The 21,792-nt window shown below is 32.0% G+C and carries 20 protein-coding genes and 1 tRNA gene; 10 read left to right on the top strand and 11 right to left on the bottom strand.

Features of this window, described 5'->3' with window-relative positions; genetic code table 11:
* Nucleotides 1–464: 464 nt before the first annotated feature.
* Entirely contained in the window at nt 465–1,394 is a 930-nt protein-coding gene (locus tag H277_RS0111270) for a glutaminase (RefSeq protein WP_019975701.1), read from the top strand.
* On the opposite strand, the gene cmk is transcribed toward H277_RS0111270, so the two are convergent.
* Both cmk and porQ read right to left on the bottom strand, forming a co-directional pair.
* Nucleotides 1,384–2,070 (bottom strand): (d)CMP kinase, encoded by a 687-nt coding sequence (gene cmk / locus H277_RS0111265; protein ID WP_019975700.1) that lies wholly within the window; start codon nt 2,068–2,070, stop codon nt 1,384–1,386. The genes H277_RS0111270 and cmk overlap by 11 nt on opposite strands.
* Nucleotides 2,071–2,122: 52 nt before the next feature.
* Nucleotides 2,123–3,148, bottom strand: coding sequence for a type IX secretion system protein PorQ (porQ, locus tag H277_RS0111260; RefSeq protein ID WP_019975699.1), 1,026 nt, complete (start codon nt 3,146–3,148; stop codon nt 2,123–2,125).
* 119 nt (nt 3,149–3,267) lie between these two features.
* Between porQ and H277_RS0111255 the strand changes: the two genes are divergently transcribed.
* Nucleotides 3,268–5,544 carry a DUF2339 domain-containing protein gene (locus H277_RS0111255; protein WP_019975698.1) on the top strand — a complete coding sequence of 759 codons (2,277 nt, stop codon included), beginning with the start codon at nt 3,268–3,270 and terminating at the stop codon, nt 5,542–5,544.
* Between the two features lie 23 nt (nt 5,545–5,567).
* Here H277_RS0111255 and H277_RS0111250 read toward each other — a convergent pair whose 3' ends face one another.
* Nucleotides 5,568–6,860: a mechanosensitive ion channel family protein gene (locus H277_RS0111250; protein ID WP_019975697.1), complete on the bottom strand. Its 1,293-nt coding sequence runs from the start codon at nt 6,858–6,860 to the stop codon at nt 5,568–5,570.
* A 156-nt stretch (nt 6,861–7,016) separates the two neighbouring features.
* Here H277_RS0111250 and zupT point away from each other — a divergent pair, with 156 nt between their 5' ends.
* Both zupT and H277_RS19755 read left to right on the top strand, forming a co-directional pair.
* On the top strand, nt 7,017–7,799 hold the full coding sequence (gene zupT, locus H277_RS0111245) for a zinc transporter ZupT (protein ID WP_019975696.1): 783 nt from the start codon (nt 7,017–7,019) through the stop codon (nt 7,797–7,799).
* Between the two features lie 153 nt (nt 7,800–7,952).
* Nucleotides 7,953–8,279, top strand: a complete 327-nt coding sequence (locus tag H277_RS19755; RefSeq protein ID WP_146810782.1) for a hypothetical protein — start codon at nt 7,953–7,955, stop codon at nt 8,277–8,279.
* Nucleotides 8,280–8,316: 37 nt separating this feature from the next.
* On the opposite strand, the gene H277_RS0111235 is transcribed toward H277_RS19755, so the two are convergent.
* Nucleotides 8,317–8,397: transfer RNA gene (locus H277_RS0111235), tRNA-Leu, on the bottom strand.
* Between the two features lie 61 nt (nt 8,398–8,458).
* On the bottom strand, nt 8,459–9,241 hold the full coding sequence (locus H277_RS0111230) for an MBL fold metallo-hydrolase (protein WP_019975694.1): 783 nt from the start codon (nt 9,239–9,241) through the stop codon (nt 8,459–8,461).
* Nucleotides 9,242–9,283: 42 nt separating this feature from the next.
* Here H277_RS0111230 and H277_RS0111225 point away from each other — a divergent pair, with 42 nt between their 5' ends.
* A complete protein-coding gene (locus H277_RS0111225) occupies nt 9,284–10,726 on the top strand; it encodes a hypothetical protein (protein WP_019975693.1) in 1,443 nt (480 codons plus the stop codon).
* 479 nt (nt 10,727–11,205) lie between these two features.
* On the opposite strand, the gene recA is transcribed toward H277_RS0111225, so the two are convergent.
* Nucleotides 11,206–12,267, bottom strand: a complete 1,062-nt coding sequence (gene recA / locus H277_RS18970) for a recombinase RecA (protein WP_019975691.1) — start codon at nt 12,265–12,267, stop codon at nt 11,206–11,208.
* Between the two features lie 4 nt (nt 12,268–12,271).
* A complete protein-coding gene (gene bcp / locus H277_RS0111215; RefSeq protein ID WP_026357551.1) occupies nt 12,272–12,733 on the bottom strand; it encodes a thioredoxin-dependent thiol peroxidase in 462 nt (153 codons plus the stop codon).
* A gap of 172 nt (nt 12,734–12,905) precedes the next feature.
* Between bcp and H277_RS0111210 the strand changes: the two genes are divergently transcribed.
* Together H277_RS0111210 and nth are read left to right on the top strand one after the other, a co-directional pair.
* The gene (locus H277_RS0111210) at nt 12,906–13,601 is read left to right on the top strand and encodes a DUF4919 domain-containing protein (RefSeq protein ID WP_019975689.1); all 696 of its coding nucleotides are present in this window, start codon (nt 12,906–12,908) and stop codon (nt 13,599–13,601) included.
* Between the two features lie 121 nt (nt 13,602–13,722).
* Entirely contained in the window at nt 13,723–14,343 is a 621-nt protein-coding gene (gene nth, locus H277_RS0111205) for an endonuclease III (RefSeq protein ID WP_026357550.1), read from the top strand.
* A 35-nt stretch (nt 14,344–14,378) separates the two neighbouring features.
* On the opposite strand, the gene H277_RS0111200 is transcribed toward nth, so the two are convergent.
* Entirely contained in the window at nt 14,379–14,834 is a 456-nt protein-coding gene (locus H277_RS0111200; RefSeq protein WP_019975687.1) for a lipocalin family protein, read from the bottom strand.
* A gap of 106 nt (nt 14,835–14,940) precedes the next feature.
* Between H277_RS0111200 and H277_RS0111195 the strand changes: the two genes are divergently transcribed.
* On the top strand, nt 14,941–15,786 hold the full coding sequence (locus tag H277_RS0111195) for an alpha/beta hydrolase family protein (protein WP_019975686.1): 846 nt from the start codon (nt 14,941–14,943) through the stop codon (nt 15,784–15,786).
* A gap of 34 nt (nt 15,787–15,820) precedes the next feature.
* Here the strand turns inward: H277_RS0111195 and H277_RS0111190 are convergent, their stop codons facing one another.
* Nucleotides 15,821–17,959, bottom strand: coding sequence for a TonB-dependent receptor (locus H277_RS0111190; protein ID WP_019975685.1), 2,139 nt, complete (start codon nt 17,957–17,959; stop codon nt 15,821–15,823).
* A gap of 679 nt (nt 17,960–18,638) precedes the next feature.
* The gene (locus H277_RS0111185; protein ID WP_019975684.1) at nt 18,639–19,580 is read right to left on the bottom strand and encodes an endonuclease/exonuclease/phosphatase family protein; all 942 of its coding nucleotides are present in this window, start codon (nt 19,578–19,580) and stop codon (nt 18,639–18,641) included.
* 62 nt (nt 19,581–19,642) lie between these two features.
* Between H277_RS0111185 and H277_RS0111180 the strand changes: the two genes are divergently transcribed.
* Both H277_RS0111180 and purE read left to right on the top strand, forming a co-directional pair.
* Nucleotides 19,643–20,773, top strand: a complete 1,131-nt coding sequence (locus H277_RS0111180) for a 5-(carboxyamino)imidazole ribonucleotide synthase (protein WP_019975683.1) — start codon at nt 19,643–19,645, stop codon at nt 20,771–20,773.
* Nucleotides 20,774–20,778: 5 nt separating this feature from the next.
* Nucleotides 20,779–21,282, top strand: a complete 504-nt coding sequence (purE, locus tag H277_RS0111175) for a 5-(carboxyamino)imidazole ribonucleotide mutase (RefSeq protein ID WP_026357548.1) — start codon at nt 20,779–20,781, stop codon at nt 21,280–21,282.
* A 49-nt stretch (nt 21,283–21,331) separates the two neighbouring features.
* Here the strand turns inward: purE and H277_RS0111170 are convergent, their stop codons facing one another.
* Nucleotides 21,332–21,778, bottom strand: coding sequence for a hypothetical protein (locus H277_RS0111170; RefSeq protein WP_019975681.1), 447 nt, complete (start codon nt 21,776–21,778; stop codon nt 21,332–21,334).
* Nucleotides 21,779–21,792 lie beyond the last annotated feature (14 nt).

Raw genomic sequence — 21,792 nt, 5'->3', positions numbered from 1 at the left:
TCGCAAAACTAAATACTTATTTATAACTCTCAAAATTTAGTTCTACTAAATAATTTCCGGTATTTATAAGCTCCTATGTCAACTACAATACTACTCGTCTTTCGTATTGGGATTGCAAATATACAACCCATTTTTCCGAAACTCCAAACGAAATTTACATTTATTTTACACAAAAGCCCTAACTCATTGTTATATCGCTAAATATTTTTGAAAAAAACATAAATTAAAATCGAAAAGTAAGAAGATCCCTGCTAAAACAAGCACGAAATCTATAGAGGTTAACCAAAAAATGACTGGCGATTTGTGATTATTCGAAAAAAGAAGTGAGAAATTCGGGTTATTGAATCGTGGGAAATAAGTAGAAAACAAGGAGAATTAATTTTAATGAGAGTTATCTTGTATAGCAAATCTCTTAACTTTGCTCCTACAATTTAAATAAATTCACATCCGTATTTACATCTATTATGCTTTGCAGAGAAAAAGAATATTTTGAAATAATTAACCAGATCTATCAAAAAGTTATTCATGAAGAGAATATAGGAGAAACAGCCAACTACATTCCTGAACTCTCAAAAATAGATGGTGAAAAATTCGGTGTTTCATTGTTGTTTATCGATCAGCTTCAATTTGGATTTGGAGATTATCAAGAAAAATTTTCCATTCAAAGTATTTCAAAAGTTTTGCTTCTAGCTTTAGTGTATGGAGAAATTGGAGAAAAAATTTGGGAAAGAGTTGATGTAGAGCCATCAGGAACTCCTTTCAATTCTTTACTACAATTAGAGTCTGACAAAGGAATTCCCAGAAATCCATTCATTAATTCCGGAGCATTAGTTGTTTGTGATATATTAATTGGTATTTGCGACAATCCAAAAGAATATTTTTTAAATTTTATACGGAAAGTATCCGGAAATAATACCATTCAGTATTCAGATAAGATTGCAGAAAGTGAATTTACAACTGCTTACAGAAATGCTGCGTTAACGAATTTTTTAAAATCGTTAGGAAATATACACCATTCACCTAATGAAGTATTGGATTTATATGTTCATATCTGTTCAATAGAAATGACCTGCTTAGAATTGAGCAAAACTTTCTCTTTTTTAGCCAATAAAGGAAAAAACTTATTTGATCATCAGGAAATCCTGTCAAACAGTCAAACCAAAAGAATCAACGCTATTATGCAAACGTGCGGGTTTTATGACGAGTCAGGAGAATTCGCCTTTCGTGTTGGTTTACCTGGAAAAAGCGGTGTCGGTGGTGGAATTGTTGCTATAATGCCCAAGCATTATATTGTTTCTGTTTGGAGTCCAAAATTAAATTCTAAAGGAAATTCTTACAGAGGAATGAAATTCCTGGAAGAATTCACAACCGCTACAGAAGATTCTATTTTCTAGCGTTAATAATCTCCATCACTTTATCAGCAGTTTCTTCCAGATTCATATTAGAATTGTCCACTTCTATTGCATCATCAGCTTTTCGAAGTGGTGAATATTCTCGATGCGAGTCGATATAATCTCTTTCATTTACATTTTTCAGTACCTCATCCAAAGAAATTTCTTTTCCTTGTTGCTGGTATTCTAAAAAACGGCGTTTTGCCCGAACTTCAGGCGAAGCTGTTACGAAAATTTTAATATCAGCTTTTGGAAAAACTGTTGTTCCTATATCACGCCCATCCATTACAATTCTTCCTTTTTCACCCATTTCTTGTTGAAGTGCGACACAATAATCACGCACTGCCGGAATCTCAGAAATAGGACTAACCATTTTAGAAATCTGCATTGTCCGAATAGCTGTCTCTACATTTTCTCCATTTAAATACGTGAAATTCTTTTGAGTTGAAGAGTCTTGTTTAAATTCTATCTTAATTGCTGACAAATTCGCTACCAGAGCTTGTTCATCGATTTTATTTTCGATAATATAATTATGTTGAAAAGCATACAATGTTACTGCACGATACATTGCTCCACTATCGATGTGCGTATAACCAAGATTTTTTGCGATAATTTTTGACATCGAACTTTTTCCTGTAGAAGAATATCCGTCGATTGCAATAATTAAATTTTCTTTCATCAAAATAGAAATTGAAGACAAAGATAATATTTTATAGTTGTTTGAAAAGTTTTTATAACCAAGGATTACTTCTCCAATAATCTCGTCCTTGGATAATTCGATCTAAATTGATAATTAATCCAAAATGATTCGACCCTCCTGATTTATGATAATTAGCATGCCCAAATTCGAAACGAAAAGCATTCACTCGAATTCCAAAACCATATGTTAAACCAGATAATGAACGCACTCCTTCTGCGGCCAATTCATTTCCTCGTTTAAAATTATATCCCAAACGCATATTAAAATCCGATTCCGGAAATAACTCTGCCCCAACTGAAACATGATCGATTATTTTCCGTCCGGCTGAAACTTCTTGACCATTTTTATTGTAAGGTTGTGAAATATCAAACTTCTGCAAATCGTGCAGAGAAAAGGTAAATTCTAACGGTACATGTTCCAAACGGTGTGAAATTCCTAAATTGACTTGCGTTGGCATATCTTCTTTCTTCCCGTTGTACGTTTGGAGTTGTCCTCCAATATTACGAACAACTAACGAAACATTGATATTTTTATCGAAATCATGATAAGAAAGACCTACATCACCTGCAATAGCCGATGACTTATACGATTCGATTGTAGAGTTAATATATTTTAAATTTGCCCCAACTGTCCAGTAATCGCCTAAAACTCGAGCATAACCAACTGTAATGGCCGCGTCATTTGCTTTGAAATTTCCTGTTACATTTCCATTTTCGTCGGTCCCAATTAATTTTCCATAATCAACATATTGCCCATGTACAGAGACAAAATTTTCTTTATCAATTTCATAAACAGTCGAAAATGTACCAAAGTTTACGTCTGCAATATAATTCACATAATTAATTCCGAACTGACCATGCATATCACGATTCATTAATGCAGGATTCCAAAGAGATGAATTAGGATCAGCATCCCAAGAAGTCGCCGCATTTCCACCCAGAGCAGCTTGACGCGGAGAGGTTGTAATGTTCAAAAACTCGTAAACACGCGTTCCATCTTGCGCAAAGATCGAAGACGACAGCGCAAAAAACAATAATGTACTTAGCTTTTTAAACATTGGGCAAAAATAAAGATTTTGTAGAATAACGAAAACACAATGATTTTGGTATATATGGAATTAAATTTTAAGCATTCTGAAAAAAAGCTTAACTTCAATTTACCTAAAAAAAACAGACTATGGATTTTTTCATTGCCGTCATCATACTTACATTATTTGTGATTTTGTTTAACAAAACAACACAACTGAAGAAACAACTTGATTATCAAGATACCAAAATAAAAGATTTACAAGAACAATTAAATACTCAGGAAACAAAATCTAAACCAATTGTTCAAAAGCCAGAAGTTGTTGAAGAAAAAATCACACCTCAACCTGAGTCAATTTCTTATCAAAAAGAAACTATAGAAAAATCTGATCTCGAAGAATTAATTGAAAAAACGCAATCACATCCTCAACCCGATGAAAGTAACTTTGATAAAAACCTTCATAATGCTATTGTCTTTATTAAAGACAATTTTTTGACAATTTTCGGAATTGTAACCTTGGTTCTTGGTATTGGTTATTTTGTAAAATATGCCATCGATCAAAATTGGATTAATGAAACTTTCCGCGTAATGATTGGTTTAGTTCTTGGTTTAGGAATTATTGGAACCGCTCATAAAATCAGGAAAAACTTCGACATATTTTCTTCTATCTTGATTGGCGGCGGATTAACCGTTTTATATTTTACACTAACCATTGCTTTTCGTGAATATCATTTATTTTCTCAAAACATTACTTTTATATTACTCACAATTGTCACTGTTTTTTCTATTGTCATGGCAATGTTGTACAATCGTCAAGTAGTAGCAATTTTCTCTATTATTGGTGGATTTACCGCTCCGCTAATGATCAGTACAGGCGAAAGTAATTTCGTATTTCTGTTTGGCTATCTGGTTATTTTAAATCTTAGCATGTTGTATATGTCCTGGCGAAAAAACTGGCAAGTTATTTCGTTCATTGCTTTTTCGTTCACTTTTATTTACAGTATTGCCTGGATTAGCCATTCCAAATCTAACGTACAATTTTTATTCTTTGCGCTACTTTATATTATATTTACTATAACAAGTTTCATCAATTATTTAAAAAAAGAAGAATTCTCGGTCTGGAATTGTCTTTTATTCATTTTTAATACCATTCTTTCGACCATCTTAATTTCTGTTGTTTATTATTTTAAAGTTGGAGATCATAACGGTTTGATTGCTTTTATATTTGGATTGATGACTGCGTTGGGAGCATTATACATTTACAAATCATCAAAGCAGGCTTTGTTACAAAATACGTTCATTGGATTAAGCATTTCATTAATCACAACAGCAATTGGATTAGAATTTGAGGCCAATGTTGTTTCCGTATGTTTTGCAATAGAATCAACTTTGTTATTATTTCTTTGGAAAAAGAGTCATCAAAACATTTTCAAAATATTTTTCATTGCGCTATTTCCTTTCTTTTTTATTGCACTAAGTATCAATTGGTTTGATTACATTCACAGTAACAATCGTTTACCCATTATTATCAATCCTGTTTTCAGCACAAGTTTTATTGCTTTAGTTTGTTCGATTGCAAATATTTATTTGATGAAAGATTTTGAAACAGAAGAACAATTTTTAGGGTTCAAATTAACGCATTCAAAATTTATTTTCATTTCGACATCTCTTTTATTGATGTATACAGGAATTCTGTTCGAACTAATTTACCAGATTGAACCTTATTTTAACTTTATGCTGATGATAAGTTATGTTTTGATTTACACCTTGTTCTTTATTGCATTCATTTTAACTTTGCGCAAAAAGTTCAATTTAGGCAATACACTACAACTTCTTCTGCAAATTTCGGCTGGTTTTTGTGTCTTACTTTTACCACTTTTTGCCGAAATACCATCATTAACTTATCGCGAAAATTTTAGTACAAGCAGTTATTTCATTTACATAACTTACTTATTCCCGACAGCCTATATCATCTATTTACTTGTAAAAAATAAAGACTTCAAAAACTCTAAAGCACTACAAATTGCAACGATGTTTATCTTGGTTTATGTCATTAGTTTTGAGAAATATAATGCATTTATGCTCATAACACTTGATGAAGCTTCAGCAAATTTTACTCATCAAGCAGATATTTTCCGAATGATATTATTGCCTATTATTTGGGCTGTTTTAGGATTTGGAATGATTTATTTCGGGTTGAAGAATCAACTAAAAGGTTTTCCTATTGTTGGAATTATTTTATTTGGATTGATTATTTTAAAACTTTACCTCGTTGATGTCTGGGAAATGAGTAACGTGTTCAGAATTGTTTCATTCATTGTTTTAGGAATTTTAATTTTATTGACATCCTTCATGTACCAGAAACTAAGAAAGTTAATGTTTAATTTAATGGAGAAACCAAATCCAGGCAAAGAAGCTGAACATTAATGTTCAGCTTCTTTGCCTGGATTTTAACTTTCTTTCAATGCTTCTGCTATTTCCCGCATATCATTTGAAGATGGAGATTCAAAAATCTCCAAATGGAAAAATGGAACAACTGCAATAATGTGATCAAAAATATCTGCCATGATGACTTCATATTCATTCCAGACAGTTGTATTTGTAAACATAAACAATTCTATCGGCAATCCATGTTCTGTTGGTTGGAGCTGACGAACCTCAAACATCAAATCTTTTCTAATTTTTGGACTGTTGTACGTATAAGTCTTAATATATTGTCGGAACAAACCTATATTTGTCATTCGCCTCCCATTTGCCCATACTGTCGGATCTACTTTATTTGAAAGATTATATTGTTCAATCTCACTTGAACGGTCAACAATAAAGTCGTATAACATTTTAATCTTTTTCAGCTCCTCTATTTCTTCTTCTGTCACAAAACGAATCGAATTCATTTTAATATTAATTGAACGTTTTATTCTGCGACCTCCTGCATTTTGCATTCCTCTGTAATTACGGAACGAATCTGAAACCAGTGCATAAGTAGGAATAGTTGTAATGGTTTTATCAAAATTCTGAACTTTTACAGACCCTAAATTAATTTCGATTACCGTTCCGTCTGCACCATATTTTGTCATCTCAATCCAATCTCCAACTCGAACCATATCATTCATGGACACCTGAATACTTGCTACAAAACCTAAGATTGAATCTTTAAAGACTAACATTAAAATTGCCGAAGCGGCACCCAATGAAACTAAAAATGTAAGTGGTGATTTTCCGGTTACAATCGAAAAAATAAGAATTCCGCAAACAAAGAATAATGAAATGTTCATCACTTGCAGGTAACTATCTATTGGCTTGTCTGCAAACGACTTTTTGCTTCGAAGAAAATCTCTGAATGTTTTAAACACAGCACTAAACAGCAAGCCTATAGCGACAACCAACGCTACATCTGTTATTTGCATCGCAATTTTTATCCAATTTGGAAATCCCTTAAAAATTAAAGGAATTGCTTCTTGGGCTACAATTATCGGAACAATATGTGTAACAAATTGCAAGACTTTATTTTTGACCAATAAGTCGTCAATTTTTGTTTTACTCTTACGAATGACGTTCGTCAAAACTAACAACAGCACTTTCCTAAATAGAAAATCAATCACATATAAAATGATGACTAGGGCTATTGACAATACAAGTGTAGTAATAATTGTTGTCGAATAACTCGAAAATCCAAAGGTTGAAATCAATTCTAAAGTTGTGCGATACAAATCGCTTTGAATATTTTTGTCTAAAAGTTCCATTTATCTAAAAACTAACGGAACAAAAATAAGTTTATCCTTTTCAAAAAAGACAACAATTGATAAATTACATTGAAAAATTATTCTGTTGTTAATTTATTTTGATTCAAAGCAAAGAAAACTTTACATTTGTTAGATTAATCTAACTTATTTAAATTAATGTTTTCAAACCCTTTGATATTTGCCTTTAGTTTAACTTTCCTTGCGGGAATCAGCACCGGAATTGGTAGCATTTTATGTTTACTTTACAAAAAATTCAATCCAAAATTTTTAGGAATCATGCTCGGAATTTCTGCTGGCGTGATGCTTTACGTATCTTTTGTTGAAATTCTAACGAAAGCAAAACTATCATTATCTTCTGTTTTTGGAGAAAAATTGGGTTACACCTATACCTTATTAGGTTTTTTTACCGGAATATTGATTATTATTTTAATTGATAAAATTTTACCTCATCAACATCCCGATGAAAAACAATCTGAAACTCATGATCAAAAACTTTTACGTTTAGGAATTTTTTCAGCTTTAGCTTTATCTATTCATAATTTTCCTGAAGGTCTGGCAACATTTTTATCTGCATTAGAAAATCCTACTTATGGAATTTCGATTGCATCAGCCATCGCAATTCATAACATTCCTGAAGGAATTGCTGTTGCCATACCAATTTACTACGCAACAAAAAACAGAAAAAAAGCTTTTTTATACTCATTCTTATCTGGGTTAACAGAACCTATTGGCGCATTAATTGGGTATTTTATTTTACTGCAGTTTTTCGATGAATCTATTTTTGGAGCAATTTTCGCAGGTGTAGCCGGAATGATGGTTTATATTTGCATCAACGAATTAATTCCTACAGCAAAGGAATATGCCGGAAAAAAATTATCTACTTACGGAATTGTATTCGGAATGTTTATCATGGCTGTCAGCTTGGCTCTTTTTATATAAAAACAAAAAAACTTCCCGCAAAGAGAAGTAATTTTGAAAAATGATATAAATTAACACATGAGGATTTTGTTACAGCAAACTTACTTCAAGATTTTTTTGAATAGCTTAATTAAATATTATCTGATTGTTAAGTCAAGATTAAATAGACAATTTATGAAAATAACATTTTTACTTTTTTGTTTTATCCTAATTTTTGGGTGCTCGTCAACTTCAGATTCACATAATTTAAATGACAATGTTGAAGATGGAACCTATTGTGCAAAAGTCCGCATAAAAATGAGAGAAGAAACCAAAACATACCAATTAACAATAACTGCTAAAAATAATCATCTTCAGAAGATTAATTGGCCAAATGGAGGCTGGTTAGATCGATCTCATTACAAACTCCCTGAATTTTATGAAAATGAAACTACTTTTATAGATGACAGAGGCAGAAAGTTTGATGTAAAAATTATACACAAAGGAAAGTGTACATTATAAAAAAAGCCCGAAACATTTGTTTCGAGCTTTAATCTAGTACTCGGAGTGGGAATCGAACCCACACTCCAAAGGAACACGAGTTTGAGTCGTGCGCGTCTACCAATTCCGCCATCCGAGCCTTTATGGACTGCAAATATAGTGTTACTTTATTTATTTTTCCAAATGTTTTTCCAAACTTTTTACAGATTAATTTCTAACATATCGTAAGCCAAATGTTTACCTTTTGGTAATCGTTTCTCTACTTCATCGTGAAATCCCAAATGATGCGAAATATGCGTAAAATATGTGCACTTGGCTCCGATCAGATCTGAATAACGAATCGCTTCATCCAACAATATGTGTGAAAAATGCTCTTGCTCCACTCGTAATGCACTTATAATCAAAAGCTCCACACCTCGAAGTTTTTCAAGAGATTCGGTGGGAACCGTTTTTACATCTGTCAAATACGCTATTTTATCATCAATTAAATAACCTAAAATAGGCAATGAACCATGCATCACTTTTATGGGTTGAATATTAAATCCGGCAACAGAAAATTGCGCTGTTTCAACCTCGTTTTCAATCACCGTTGGCACCCCAGGGTATTTATGTTCTGCAAACATATATGGAAAACGATTATGCAATTCATCTAATACTCGTTTCAACCCATACACGTTCATATCTTCTCCGGATTTGAAAACTAACGGACGAATATCATCCAATCCCATTACATGGTCATTATGCTCATGTGTATAAAGAATACCATCTAATCTTTGTGCATTATAGCGCAGCATTTGCTGCCTAAAATCCGGTCCGCTGTCAATCGTAATAACTTTACCATCTTTTTCTAATAACAAAGAGGAACGCAGTCGCTTATCTTTTTGATTCGTTGATAAACAAACAGGATGATTACTCCCTATAACCGGAATTCCCTGCGAAGTTCCTGTTCCTAAAAAATGTATTCTTATATTTGATTTAGCCATAATGATTTGGTAAATTTACCACAAACTATTTGAAATTAAAATATGGCATTAGAACAAGTTCTTACTCCTAAACAAAAAGCTTTAGAGATCAATTTGAATCCGAAAATATACGGTTCTTTTGCAGAAATTGGTGCTGGTCAAGAGACCGTTCGTTTTTTTTATCGCGCAGGAGCTGCTTCCGGTACAGTTGCAAAAGCGATGAGTGCTTATGACAAAGAAATGTCTGATTCGATTTATGGTGTAGAAGAAAATCGTCGTTATGTAACACAAGCGCGCTTGAAAAAGATGTTGGATCATGAAATGGAACTGATGAAAGAGCGCCTTGTTCATGATCATTACAAAGAAAAAGCGTTTTTCACCTATGCAAATACTGTTACAACGATTGATTATTCAAAGAAGAATGAAGGTCAAGGGTGGATTGGTTTACGTTTCAAATTGAATGCAGAAGAAGAAAAAGCAAATGAAATTATTTTCCATGTAAAATTCAAAGAAAATTCTGCTCAACTGCAACAGGAAACCCTAGGTGTTCTGGGAGTTAATTTAATTTATGGAGCTTACTATTACTACGACAATCCCCGAAAATTAATCAAATCTCTGTATGATACTTTGGATAAAGATCAATTGGAAATTGACATGATTAATTTCCGCGGACCACAATTCAAATATGTTGACAATCGCTTAATGTCTCTTCAGTTGGTTAAGAACGGAATGACTGATGTCGCAGTTTTTAGCCCACAAGGGAAAAATATATTACCTGCAGATTTATTATACAAAAAAAACATTTTCGCTATTCGTGGGTCTTTTCGTCCTTTTATGAATGTCAACATGGACATGTTCAAAGGTGGTTTAGAAATTTTTAAACAGGAAGACGATGTTCGAACTGATAATACTGAGATTCTATTTGAAATTACACTTTCTAACTTAATCGCCTGTGGTTTTGAAGGTGAATTAAACGAGCGCGATTTCTTAGATCGTGCCGATATTATTGGAAGTCTAGGTCATAATGTTATTATTTCTAATTTTTCTGAATATTATAAATTGGTCGATTATTTCTCGAAATTCACCCGAAATCAAACCAAAATTGGTTTAGCAATGGGGGTTAATAATCTGGTCGAAATATTCAATGAACAATATTATGCTGATTTGCCGGGCGGAATTATGGAAGCCTTTGGAAAATTATTCAAGAAAAATGTAAAGGTTTATTTATACCCATATTTAGACAAACAAAAAGATATTTTATTGACTTCTAAAAATCTACAAGTAAGCGATAATGTACACGAATTGTACAAATACTTCTTGTACAATGGACGAATTCAAGATATTTTGAATTACAACCGGGGTTATTTAGATTCCTATTCGCGCCGAATTTTAGAAAAAATTGCCAATGCTGAACAAGATTGGGAAAAGGAATGTCCGGAAGGGGTTGCGGATATGATCAAAGACCGTGGCATGTTTGGCTACAAATTGAAATATATTTTGGAGTAATGCATTCCCTAAACAAAAAAGTGAAATTAAAATCTTTTTTTAGGTAAATTCGAGAACAAAAAGAGATCTAAACAAATTAATTATTGGTTATTAATAGGAGAATCAGGAAAAATAATCGACGAAAAAAATGAAAATTTCCCTAAACGTGTTTTAGTTTTATTTGACACAAATTTGGATCAATTCAACTTGATTAATCATAATCCGATTAAGAACTCTTTATGGATTTTAAAAACTGATTTAGAAATTTTATCATAATATTAAAACGGTAAACCAAGTTGGTCTACCGTTTTTTTTCATTTACGAAACTTTTGAAATCATTCAATAGAAGCTCAAAAGTCTTGTTCACTCGAACTTCTGAAGTTGGTGAAGCTGATACTCCTTCCATGTTTAAATTCTAATGAAGGTTCATCTTTAAAAATCATAAAAAAGCCCTGAGTTTCCTCAGAGCTTAAAATCATCATATAAAAATTCTAAAAGAATTATTTTTCTTCAAATAATGCTTCTTCATCTGCCGGGTTATCAACAGAAATTTCTCCTGTTATAGGCTCACCTTTGATCAAAGCAACAATTTTCGCTTCAATTTCTTCTGCTAATTCAGGATTATCTTTCAGCACTTCTTTTACTGCATCACGACCTTGTCCAAGTTTGCTATCATTGTATGAATACCAAGAACCGGATTTGTTGACAATTCCTTTCTCAACACCCATATCCAAAATTTCTCCCACTTTCGAAATTCCTTCACCGTACATAATATCAAACTCTGCCTGACGGAATGGAGGAGCAACTTTGTTTTTAACAACTTTTACTTTCGAATGATTTCCGATCACTTCATCTCCATTTTTAATCTGCGTTGAACGACGAATATCTAAACGAACAGAAGCATAAAATTTTAATGCATTACCACCTGTTGTTGTTTCCGGATTTCCGAACATTACACCAATCTTCTCACGTAATTGATTAATAAAAATCGCCGTACATTTTGTTTTATTGATTGTTGCTGTTAATTTTCTAAGTGCTTGAGACATCAAACGAGCTTGTAATCCCATACGAGAATCACCCATTTCCCCTTCAATCTCCGCTTTTGGGGTTAAAGCAGCCACAGAGTCAATCACAATAATGTCAATTGCTCCCGAGCGAATCAAGTTGTCTGCAATTTCTAAAGCCTGTTCTCCATTATCAGGTTGAGAGATAATCAAGTTTTCTACATCAATCCCTAATTTAGCAGCATAAAAACGGTCAAATGCATGTTCAGCATCAATAAAAGCCGCAATACCTCCAGCTTTCTGAGCTTCAGCAATTGCATGTAATGTCAACGTTGTTTTACCTGATGATTCTGGTCCATAGATTTCAATCACACGTCCACGAGGATACCCTCCTACTCCTAACGCTAAATCTAATCCCAAAGACCCCGAAGGAATCACTTCTATTTTATCATCAACAGCAGAATCTCCCATACGCATTACAGTTCCTTTACCGTAAGCTTTGTCCATTTTATCTAAAATCAGCTGAAGTGCTTTCTTTTTATTATCTAAATCGCTCATTATCTTATTTTTTATTTTCTAGTATTTGTTTTGCGTGTTCTTTTGTTTTTACTTTTTCAATCACATCAGTGATAATGCCATTTTCGTCAATGATAAATGTTGTACGATGAATCCCATCAAATTCACGTCCCATAAATTTCTTTGGTCCCCAAACTCCAAATGCATTTAATACATCATGGTTTTCGTCTGCAATCAATGGAAAAGGCAAATTGTTTTTTTCTGCAAAATTCTTTTGTCTTTTTACTGAATCTGCACTTACTCCTACCAAATAATAACCTTGCGCTTTCAACGCATTTTCATTATCCCGCAAATCGCATGCTTCAGCCGTACAACCAGGTGTACTTGCTTTTGGATAAAAGAAAACAACCAATTTTTTACCGGCATAATCCTGGTATGAAATGTCATTCCCTTCTTGGTCTATTCCTTTAAAATCCGGAACTTTATCTCCTACTTTTAACATATTGATTTGTCTTTAGAACTTCTCGTAAAAATAATCATTAAATCTCAAATCATAATTGATTTAACTAATTAATCTTTTATTGATACTACAAATGTAATACCTTATGACGTCAAAACAAGTCGCTGAATGTTTATACTATAATTTTGATTAAAAAGTTATCTTTATAAAAAACTAAACGATGAAAACATTTCTAGCTACATTATTCTTTTCATTATGTTCTTTTATAATTGCTCAGGATACTGAATTTCGAAAAGTTGATTATAAAACAATTGAAAAAGAAATTAAAAATAAAAATTCTGAATATTACTATTCTACTTTAATGGATCGGTTTCAGAAAATGGATACAACCTTAACAAAAGAACATATGTATCGTTTATATTATGGTTATAGTTTTCAGAAAAACTTTGATGTTTTTGACATCATCGAACATCCAAAAAAAATTCAAGAAATTGAACAAAAAAATAGTCAACCAAATAAAACCGACATCGAAACTCTAAAAAAATATTACACTTCCCTTTACAAGGAAAAACCTTTTGTAAATATAAATAGTATTGAAACTCTAGCTATTATCTATTCTTTGGATGAGGATGAGACCATGGTTAAAAAATTATTAAAAATGTATTATACATTAATAGATGCAATTTTATTAACGGGAGATGGAAAATCAATGGAAAATGCAATTGATGTTATAAATGCCAGACACGAATATACTTTAATAAATCTTTTTGGGTTAAAAGTGAATGAACAGGCTTTACTAAATGACAAAGGAAGATCTTATGATTTATTATCATCAGAAAATGAAGATGGTGATAAATTTGATGTCTATTTTGATGTGACAAGATCTTTTGAATTTTATAGTCAGAAATTTAAATAATCTTAATCTAGATTTCTTTTATATCAGAAAGACATTTTATTAATTGTCATGAGAATCTTTTTTAATGATTTATTATAAAAGATGTTTCATTATTTTTACACAAAAAGTTTCAGAACTTATGATGTTAAAGAAAGAACGTATCCAGTTTGTGATTGATGAATTGGAGAAATTATACCCTGTACCGCCTATTCCATTGGACCATCAAGATGCTTTTACATTATTAATTGCTGTTTTATTATCTGCCCAAACAACAGATAAAAAAGTGAATCAGGTGACACCGGAATTATTTGCAAAAGCCGCTAACGCAAAAGCAATGTCGTTGTTAGAAGTAGATGAAATAAAATATTATATCCGCGAAATTGGCTTGTCAAACACAAAAGCTAAAAATATCAAAAGATTATCGGAAATTTTACTTGAAAAACACAACGGAGAAGTCCCTGAAAGTTTCGAAGAATTGGAAGCTTTACCAGGAGTTGGGCATAAAACTGCTTCTGTTGTGATGTCACAATGGTTTGGTCATCCGGCTTTTCCTGTTGACACACACATCCATCGTTTAATGAAATTATGGAAGTTAACAAAAGGAAAAAACGTAGAAGAAACAGAAAAAGATGCCAAGAAGATTTTTCCAAAAGAATTATGGAATAAACTTCATATACAAATCATTTATTACGGAAGAGAATATTCTCCGGCCCGTGGATGGAACTTGGAAAAAGATTTTATTACACGAAAAATGTTTGAATAAAAAAAACGTCTTCTGAAATTCAGAAGACGTTTTTTTTATTTTGAAGTCTGATAAACATATTGCATCAACTTTAACGAATCATTTTCAGTAATTTCTTCCTGTAAAATTAGCGATTTAGGACTTATCTCGAACATATAATATGTTTTAGGTTCTCCATTAACAGGAGTCAAGTTCAAACGTCTTTTATCTTTAGCTGTTTCATAAACATATTTACCTTCGGCTTGAGTTTCTGTACAGTTTCCTTCAATCGTTTTATACGAAACGGCATAATATTTTTCTACATCTCTAAAATCCAATGTCGATTGTCGCTCGCAGGCTAATAATTTATCAACAATGGTTTTCGTTCCTGAAATTTTTACGGTTTGCTTCAGCTGCCACTTATTCCCACGTAATAATTGATCCTGAGAAATTGCCAATGAGTCGTCTTCTTTACAAGAAAAAACAGAAACTAAAAAAGTTGTTATTAAAAATATGCTGAAAAAATTTTTCATCTGAGTCTTAAATTATGGAGTAAAAATAAAGATTTTAGATGATGTTTCCAGTTTATAAAAAAGTTTTGATATAAAATTTTAACTTTAGCATTCAAACCAATTACATATGAAGACTTTTCAAGTTGAAACATCTGACGGATTCAAAATTGCTGCCACCTCATTCGGAGAAAACAATGCAACAAAAAAAATTATTGTGATTTCATCTGCAATTGGTGTTAAACAATCTTTTTATACAAAGTATGCTACTTTTTTAGCCAACAAAGGTTATTTAGTTTTCACCTATGATTATCGCGGAATTGGAGATTCTAAACCTAAAAAAATGAAAGGTTTTGAAGCCCATTTTATCGATTGGGCTGATAAAGATTTTATGGGATTAACGCAATATATAGAAGAATTTTATCCCACTCATGAAAAATACTTGATTGGTCATAGTATTGGCGGAATTATGATTGGACTGACCCGCGCTTATAAAATTTACGCAAAAATAATCACAATTGGTTCTCAATACGGCTACATTAAGAATTTTCACCAGAAAGATAAACCAAAGGTCAATTTCTTTTTTCGAATAGCCATTCCGGTTTTATCTAGATTTTATGGATTCTTTCCTTCTCAAAAAGTTGGAATGGGCGAACCTATTCCACATGGAATTGCTCGCGATTGGAGAAAATTAATTTTGAACGAAAAATCGATTTTAGGGTATGCCAATGAAACTCAAAATTTATATGAGGAAATTACACAACCTGTTTTGATTATTAGTTTGGATGATGATTTTATGGCGACACCAAAATCTGTCGATTTATTTGCGACACTGGTTCTAAAAAATGCAAAAAAGAAACGATTAAATATTATTCCGAAAGAATATGGATTAGACGAAATTGGTCATTTGGATTTTTTTAGAGAAAAGAACAAAAATGAGCTTTGGCAAATCCCATTGGATTATTTTGAAGAATAAAAAAAGCTCCGTTTCCAGGAGCTTTTATATACAATTAGAATCTTATTCCGACTCCACCCAAAACATTAATTCCGGCTTGTGGAAAATAAGATGCCTTTCCATAATAAGTCCCATTTGACTCATACTCTACATCAAATAGATTATTGATTAAAAATGAAAATTCAAGATTCTTGATTCCTTTTATTTGAGGAGAATAACGAATCAATAAATCTGATACCAAATAACTATCGAGTTTACCGTCTACAGGTTCTGTATTGGATAAATATTGTTCTCCGATATATTTATTTGATAAATTAATCAATATATTCTTGATGGGAAAAACTTCGAATCCAAAAGCAGAAATAACTTCTGGCGACATTGATATTTTTGTTGTTCCAAAATTCTTAATAGAAGATTGGCCTTCTTTGTCCCAAACTTCTTCTTCATAATTTATATTTTTATTCTGGCTTAAAGTCAAGTTTCCAAAAACATTCAATCGATTAGGAATAATTTTATAATTCACATCCAACTCTATTCCTCTTCTATAACTTCTCCCTGAATTAATACGTTTTCGTGCTCCTACTTCATTCAACTCACCTGTTGCAACTAATTGATTTCGGTAATCCATATAGTACAAATTGGCACTCAAAGAAAGTTGCCCTATTTTTCTATATCCTAATTCATAATCTTGTAAAAATTCTTCTTTTGGTTTGGATTTAGAATCCACATAATCATTTCTCAAAGGCTCCCTGTGTGAAATTCCGTAAGAAGCGTATAAAACATTTGAATGATTAATATTAAAATTAACCCCTGCTTTTGGGTTCACAAAATTGAATGTATCAGAAAATGGTTCAAAATCTTCCCTCTTGTTCTCCCCATTCGGTAAATATTTTGCATCATAATCTACAAAACGATATTGTAAATCTCCAAATAGCTCAAATTTATTCAGTTGATACAACACTTTTGCATAGGCTGCGAGTTGTTTTTTAACGGATCTGTTGTTATAATATTTAAAATCTTTATTGTCCCATTCGATATCTTTCACCCATAAAACAGTACCGTAATGATCTCCATCATATTGGTTTGCAGATAACCCAAAAAAGACTTTAAAATCATTTAGTCTTTGATTTTCAACTTCAAGATTAAATCCATAAAAATCATTGTCTAAATATTCGCGGTTAATTAGGTTACGTGATTCATTTTCATAACCGGTTATCTTATAGCGTTTCAACTCTCGTTTATTTTTATAGCTCTCGTAATATCCTTTCCCTTTTGTATAGTGAAATGTTAAATTAGATTTCCAATTGTTCCCAAAGTCTTGTAACCATGAAAGAAAATAATGATTCTGCTTATAATTATCTGTGTGATTATCATAAAAACCAATCACTTTACCTTCCTCATCTTCTATTTCACCCTCTGAGTTGTATGTTCTATCTTTCTTCAAGGTTTCTGCATCAACACCACTCCATGCCTGATAAGTCTGTTCTTTACCAAACATATTCTGGAATCGAAATTTTGTTTTAGCATTCAATTCATATAAGGCTGTGAAGTTATACGAAATCAAATCTGCCCAAGATCGATCCACATATCCGTCCGAATCAATCTTAGAAAAACGCCCATCAATACTTAATTTATTATTCAATATTTTTCCTGTACCAGCCTGAACTGTATATTTTTGAGTTTTAAAATTTCCGAAAGAAATATTGGCCTCTGCAAAAGGAATTGTAGACGGATTCTGCGAATCTATATTGATACTTGCTCCAAATGAAGCCATTCCGTTCGACGAAGTTCCAACACCTCGCTGAATAATCATAGAACTTGTTGAAGAAACCAAGTCTGGCATATTAACCCAAAAAACACCTTGAGATTCTGCATTATTTAAAGGAATACCATTTAAAGTGACATTAATTGACTGCTCATTAAGTCCACGTATTCTAACGGATGAATAACCTATTCCTGTTCCTGTATCGGAAGTGGTTGAAACTGAAGTAGCAGTATTTAATAAAGCAGGAATATCCTGACCTAAATTCCTTTTCTGTAACATTTTATCCGTTACTTTCTCTACAGTAATCGGTAGTTTCTCTACAATAGAGACTTCCTGAAGTTGAATTTCTTCTTTTTGAATTGAGTCATGTTCTTGTGCATATAAAATTGATGCACCAAATAATGACAATAAAAAAATCGACCTTTTCATAATTTATTTTAATAAACATTATGAAAGGAGCCATCTTACACTTTTATAATTTACGCGCGAATGTAATTTGGTGAAGTACCATTTCCCTTAGCAGCATTACCTGCCCAGGTTCCTTGGGTATAATCTCAGCCTCTACTAGAAGCACCCCTTTCGATTGAGGCTCAAAGGTAGCTATTTTTTTGAAATCTAAAAACTAGCTCAAAAAACTTTAATTGTGATCCTCTGTAAATGTTAAAAAACCTTCAGTAAAAACATGAAGGCTTTCGGGTTTAGTAATAGAAAAATAGATTAATTGATTTTCAATAAAAAATCAACTGGTCTAGTTGATATAAATCTCAAATAGATTACACATTTAATATTTATTTTAGCAAAGTAAATGCACAGAAAAAAAGTATCAAAAAAATTGACATCTCATAATGTCTACATCTTTTAAAAAAAACATCTACCAATCGTCTACATTTTTTAATCTTCCCTCTTATGCTAGTTAAATGACTACTATACCTTCACAAAAAAAATAATCTCTATGAAATTAGGCGTTGTCTATTCTTCAAACACAGACTTATTAAATGAATAATTTAAGAGCTCTTTATAGTATTAAAAACCTAACTCTACCTATATATAAAAAAGAATGCTTATATAAATAAGCATTCTTTTTTGATCTCCATAAATTGAAAAAAAATTATTCTATTTTTAATTCCGCTACTATTGGAAAATGGTCTGATTTAATATCTTCTCCTCTATAAAAATTGGTTACTTTTATTTTCTTTGAAACCCAACATTGATCAATATTTGTACGAAAGACCGGAATAAAAGCATTCCAAGAGTTTTGTAAGCCAAAACCGGCACGAGCATCTTTTAATTTTTCTGATTGTACCAACTTAAAATTTGGAGAATGAATTGTCGAATTTAAATCTCCTATTAAAATAATGTTTTCATTTGGCAATGCGTCTATTTCTTGCTTCATTAACTCATATTGTTTGTTTCGCCTCTCAAAACGTGCTTGATTAGGTAAAGGCGGAACAGGATGCGTTCCCAAAATAGTCACAGGTTTTCCATTTACAAGAAAATCGGCTAAAATAGAAGGATGCATTTCGTCAATATAATTTTTTGTAGAAACCTTTGTAAACGGAATCTTAGAATAAATTGCAATTCCAAAGTTATTGCTTCTAACCTCTTCTTTAAAATAAGGATATTCTTTTCTGATAAACTCAACATGCTTTTGCCAAGTAGGAGTCAGTTCTTGTAAAATAATTACATCACTTTTCTCTTTTGATAAATAATTTTTCAAATAGTGAAAATCTTCATTCTGAGAAAAAATATTAATTGATGTGATCTTAAAATTGGGCTTTTCTCCTTTTGCATTTTCCCCGAAATAAAAATATCCTATGCTTTGGTAAACAATTATTGGAATCGCTACAAGAGGGACCAGCCACAAAATATTTTTCTTCTCTTCTTTTCGAATCGAGTAATTATAAATCAGACATAAGAAAAAAGCAATAATTAATGCATAAATAGAATATTGCACCAACATATCAAATATAAAATATTGATAAAAACTTTTACTCGTCAAATAAATTCCTGCAAATACAAAGAACAAAACTTTGCTCCATTTTGTTAACATCTCGTCAATACTTTTTTAATTCTCGTAAAAGTAGAAATTATATTATTCATTAACTTCGCAATATGATAAAAATCGGAATTTTAGGAGGAGGACAATTGGGGTATATGTTTTTGCAAAATGCATTACAATATCCTTGTGAAATTAGTATTTTAGATCCGGCTGCTGATGCGCCTTGCGCACCGCATGCACATCATTTTGTACAGGGCGATTTCAAAGATTATGAAACAGTTGTTTCATTTGGAAAAGATTTAGATGCGATCGGAATTGAAATTGAGCACGTAAATGTTGAGGCGTTGCGTTATCTAAAATCAATTGGGAAGCACGTTGTTCCGGATCCTGAAGCGTTAGCGATTATTCAAGACAAAGGAGTTCAAAAAGAATTTTATGTCAACAATAATATTCCGACTGCGCCTTATTTTGGTTTAGACAATTGGGAAGAATTAAAATCAAAACAAGATATCAATTATCCGATTTTCCAAAAATCCCGAAAAGACGGTTATGACGGAAAAGGTGTACAATTCTTGAAGTCAGAGAATGATTTGGATAAAATGCTTCAGTCGCCTTCCATTTTTGAAACTCCAGCAGATTTGAATCGTGAAATTGCTGTTGTTGCAGTTGCCGACCATTTAGGAAATATCGTTACTTATCCTACTGTAGAGTTTGTCATTAACGAAGAATATAATTTATTAGATTATTTATTGATGCCTTCCATACTTCCGAAAGATGTCACGAACCAAGCTGAACAAATTGCTCGCGATGTTGTCAAAGCATTAAAATCCCCAGGAGTTTTCGCAGTTGAATTATTCTTAAATAAAGACCAATCCATTTGGGTAAATGAAACTGCTTCACGCGTTCATAACTCTGGACACTCAACAATTGAAGCGGCATATTCATCACAATTCGATCAAATGTTAAGAACGTTAATGCAATTGCCACTTGGTTCTACAAAATTGTTTACAACTTCTGCAATGGTGAATTTAATTGGAGCTGAAGGGCAAACCGGACAAGCAGAAATTGAAAATATTAAAGAATTATTGACAATTCCAGGAACATTTTTGCATTGGTATGCAAAAACCATCACAAAACCAGGTCGAAAAATGGGACACGTTACATTGGTTAACGATGATTTAGAACAATTAAAACAAAACATAAAACAAGTCAATGCAACGGTGAAAGTCGTAGCGAAAAAGTAACAACTATGGTAGGAATTATAATGGGAAGTGATAGCGATTTGCCTATCATGAAACAAGCTGCTGATCTATTAACAGAATTAAATATTCCGTTCGAATTAACAATTGTTTCTGCACATCGTACGCCACAACGTATGTTTGATTATGCTAAAACAGCTCACGAACGTGGAATAAATGTGATTATTGCCGGTGCAGGAGGTGCTGCGCATTTACCAGGAATGGTTGCTTCAATTACACCACTTCCTGTGGTTGGTGTTCCAATTAAATCGTCAAATTCAATTGATGGTTGGGATTCTATTCTATCTATTTTGCAAATGCCAAACGGTATTCCGGTTGCGACAGTTGCTGTCAATGCAGCGAAGAATGCAGGAATTTTGGCTGCGCGTATTTTAGGAGCAACAAATCCTACTTTACAAGAAAGATTAATCCAATACCAAGAAGATTTACAAAAAGCTGTAGAAGCGAAAATAGAGCATGTAAAAGGCGAATATCCGAATGGGTTTGATAAATAGAATATAAAAGCATCAATTTTCAATTGATGCTTTTATTATTTATAAAAAATTAATCTAAAATAATATTCATACTATCCCTGTCAAGTTTATTATTTAGTAAAATAACTTTTTTATTTTTTTCTTTCTCTACTATCAAATTAACTTTAGGACATTTAAAACCACAAGGAATTAATATTGTTCTAGTATTAAAAAAGCCATTTTTATCTGTAAACAATATCTTCGGTTTATAATATTCTCCTATTGCATTAATATATAAATCGTCTTTTGTACCCTTTTTTCTTAATTTATCTCTTTCTTCTACCGGAATTGTATCTAATATAAATCCCACCTTTTTTATAGTATCATTTTTTCTCAATAATACGGTTATCTTAGCATTTGAAATGGGTTCATTTTCAGAATTATAAACATTACCTTTAAATCTTATAATTGATTCACAAGAAATTAAAGATATTATTCCACCAAAAAAAAGAAAGAATTTAAAGTTAATTATTTTCATAAATCTAATTTCTC

Origin of the sequence: Empedobacter brevis NBRC 14943 = ATCC 43319 (genome assembly GCF_000382425.1) — a bacterium.
In the GTDB taxonomy this organism is placed as follows: Bacteria; Bacteroidota; Bacteroidia; order Flavobacteriales; family Weeksellaceae; genus Empedobacter; species Empedobacter brevis.
The sequence above is the reverse complement of the archived record's forward strand: the minus strand, read 5'-3'. Positions and strand labels throughout refer to the sequence as shown.

Coding starts and splice junctions, on each gene's coding strand:
- H277_RS0111185 (WP_019975684.1), bottom strand. CDS start 19,580: ATGTTAACAAAATGGAGCAAAGTTTTGTTCTTTGTATTTGCAGGAATT.
- H277_RS0111230 (WP_019975694.1), bottom strand. CDS start 9,241: ATGGCTAAATCAAATATAAGAATACATTTTTTAGGAACAGGAACTTCG.
- H277_RS0111200 (WP_019975687.1), bottom strand. CDS start 14,834: ATGAAAAATTTTTTCAGCATATTTTTAATAACAACTTTTTTAGTTTCT.
- porQ (WP_019975699.1), bottom strand. CDS start 3,148: ATGTTTAAAAAGCTAAGTACATTATTGTTTTTTGCGCTGTCGTCTTCG.
- H277_RS0111270 (WP_019975701.1), top strand. CDS start 465: ATGCTTTGCAGAGAAAAAGAATATTTTGAAATAATTAACCAGATCTAT.
- cmk (WP_019975700.1), bottom strand. CDS start 2,070: ATGAAAGAAAATTTAATTATTGCAATCGACGGATATTCTTCTACAGGA.
- purE (WP_026357548.1), top strand. CDS start 20,779: ATGGTAGGAATTATAATGGGAAGTGATAGCGATTTGCCTATCATGAAA.
- H277_RS0111250 (WP_019975697.1), bottom strand. CDS start 6,860: ATGGAACTTTTAGACAAAAATATTCAAAGCGATTTGTATCGCACAACT.
- H277_RS0111170 (WP_019975681.1), bottom strand. CDS start 21,778: ATGAAAATAATTAACTTTAAATTCTTTCTTTTTTTTGGTGGAATAATA.
- H277_RS0111225 (WP_019975693.1), top strand. CDS start 9,284: ATGGCATTAGAACAAGTTCTTACTCCTAAACAAAAAGCTTTAGAGATC.
- H277_RS0111210 (WP_019975689.1), top strand. CDS start 12,906: ATGAAAACATTTCTAGCTACATTATTCTTTTCATTATGTTCTTTTATA.
- H277_RS0111190 (WP_019975685.1), bottom strand. CDS start 17,959: ATGAAAAGGTCGATTTTTTTATTGTCATTATTTGGTGCATCAATTTTA.
- H277_RS0111180 (WP_019975683.1), top strand. CDS start 19,643: ATGATAAAAATCGGAATTTTAGGAGGAGGACAATTGGGGTATATGTTT.
- H277_RS0111255 (WP_019975698.1), top strand. CDS start 3,268: ATGGATTTTTTCATTGCCGTCATCATACTTACATTATTTGTGATTTTG.
- H277_RS0111195 (WP_019975686.1), top strand. CDS start 14,941: ATGAAGACTTTTCAAGTTGAAACATCTGACGGATTCAAAATTGCTGCC.
- nth (WP_026357550.1), top strand. CDS start 13,723: ATGTTAAAGAAAGAACGTATCCAGTTTGTGATTGATGAATTGGAGAAA.
- zupT (WP_019975696.1), top strand. CDS start 7,017: ATGTTTTCAAACCCTTTGATATTTGCCTTTAGTTTAACTTTCCTTGCG.
- H277_RS19755 (WP_146810782.1), top strand. CDS start 7,953: ATGAAAATAACATTTTTACTTTTTTGTTTTATCCTAATTTTTGGGTGC.
- recA (WP_019975691.1), bottom strand. CDS start 12,267: ATGAGCGATTTAGATAATAAAAAGAAAGCACTTCAGCTGATTTTAGAT.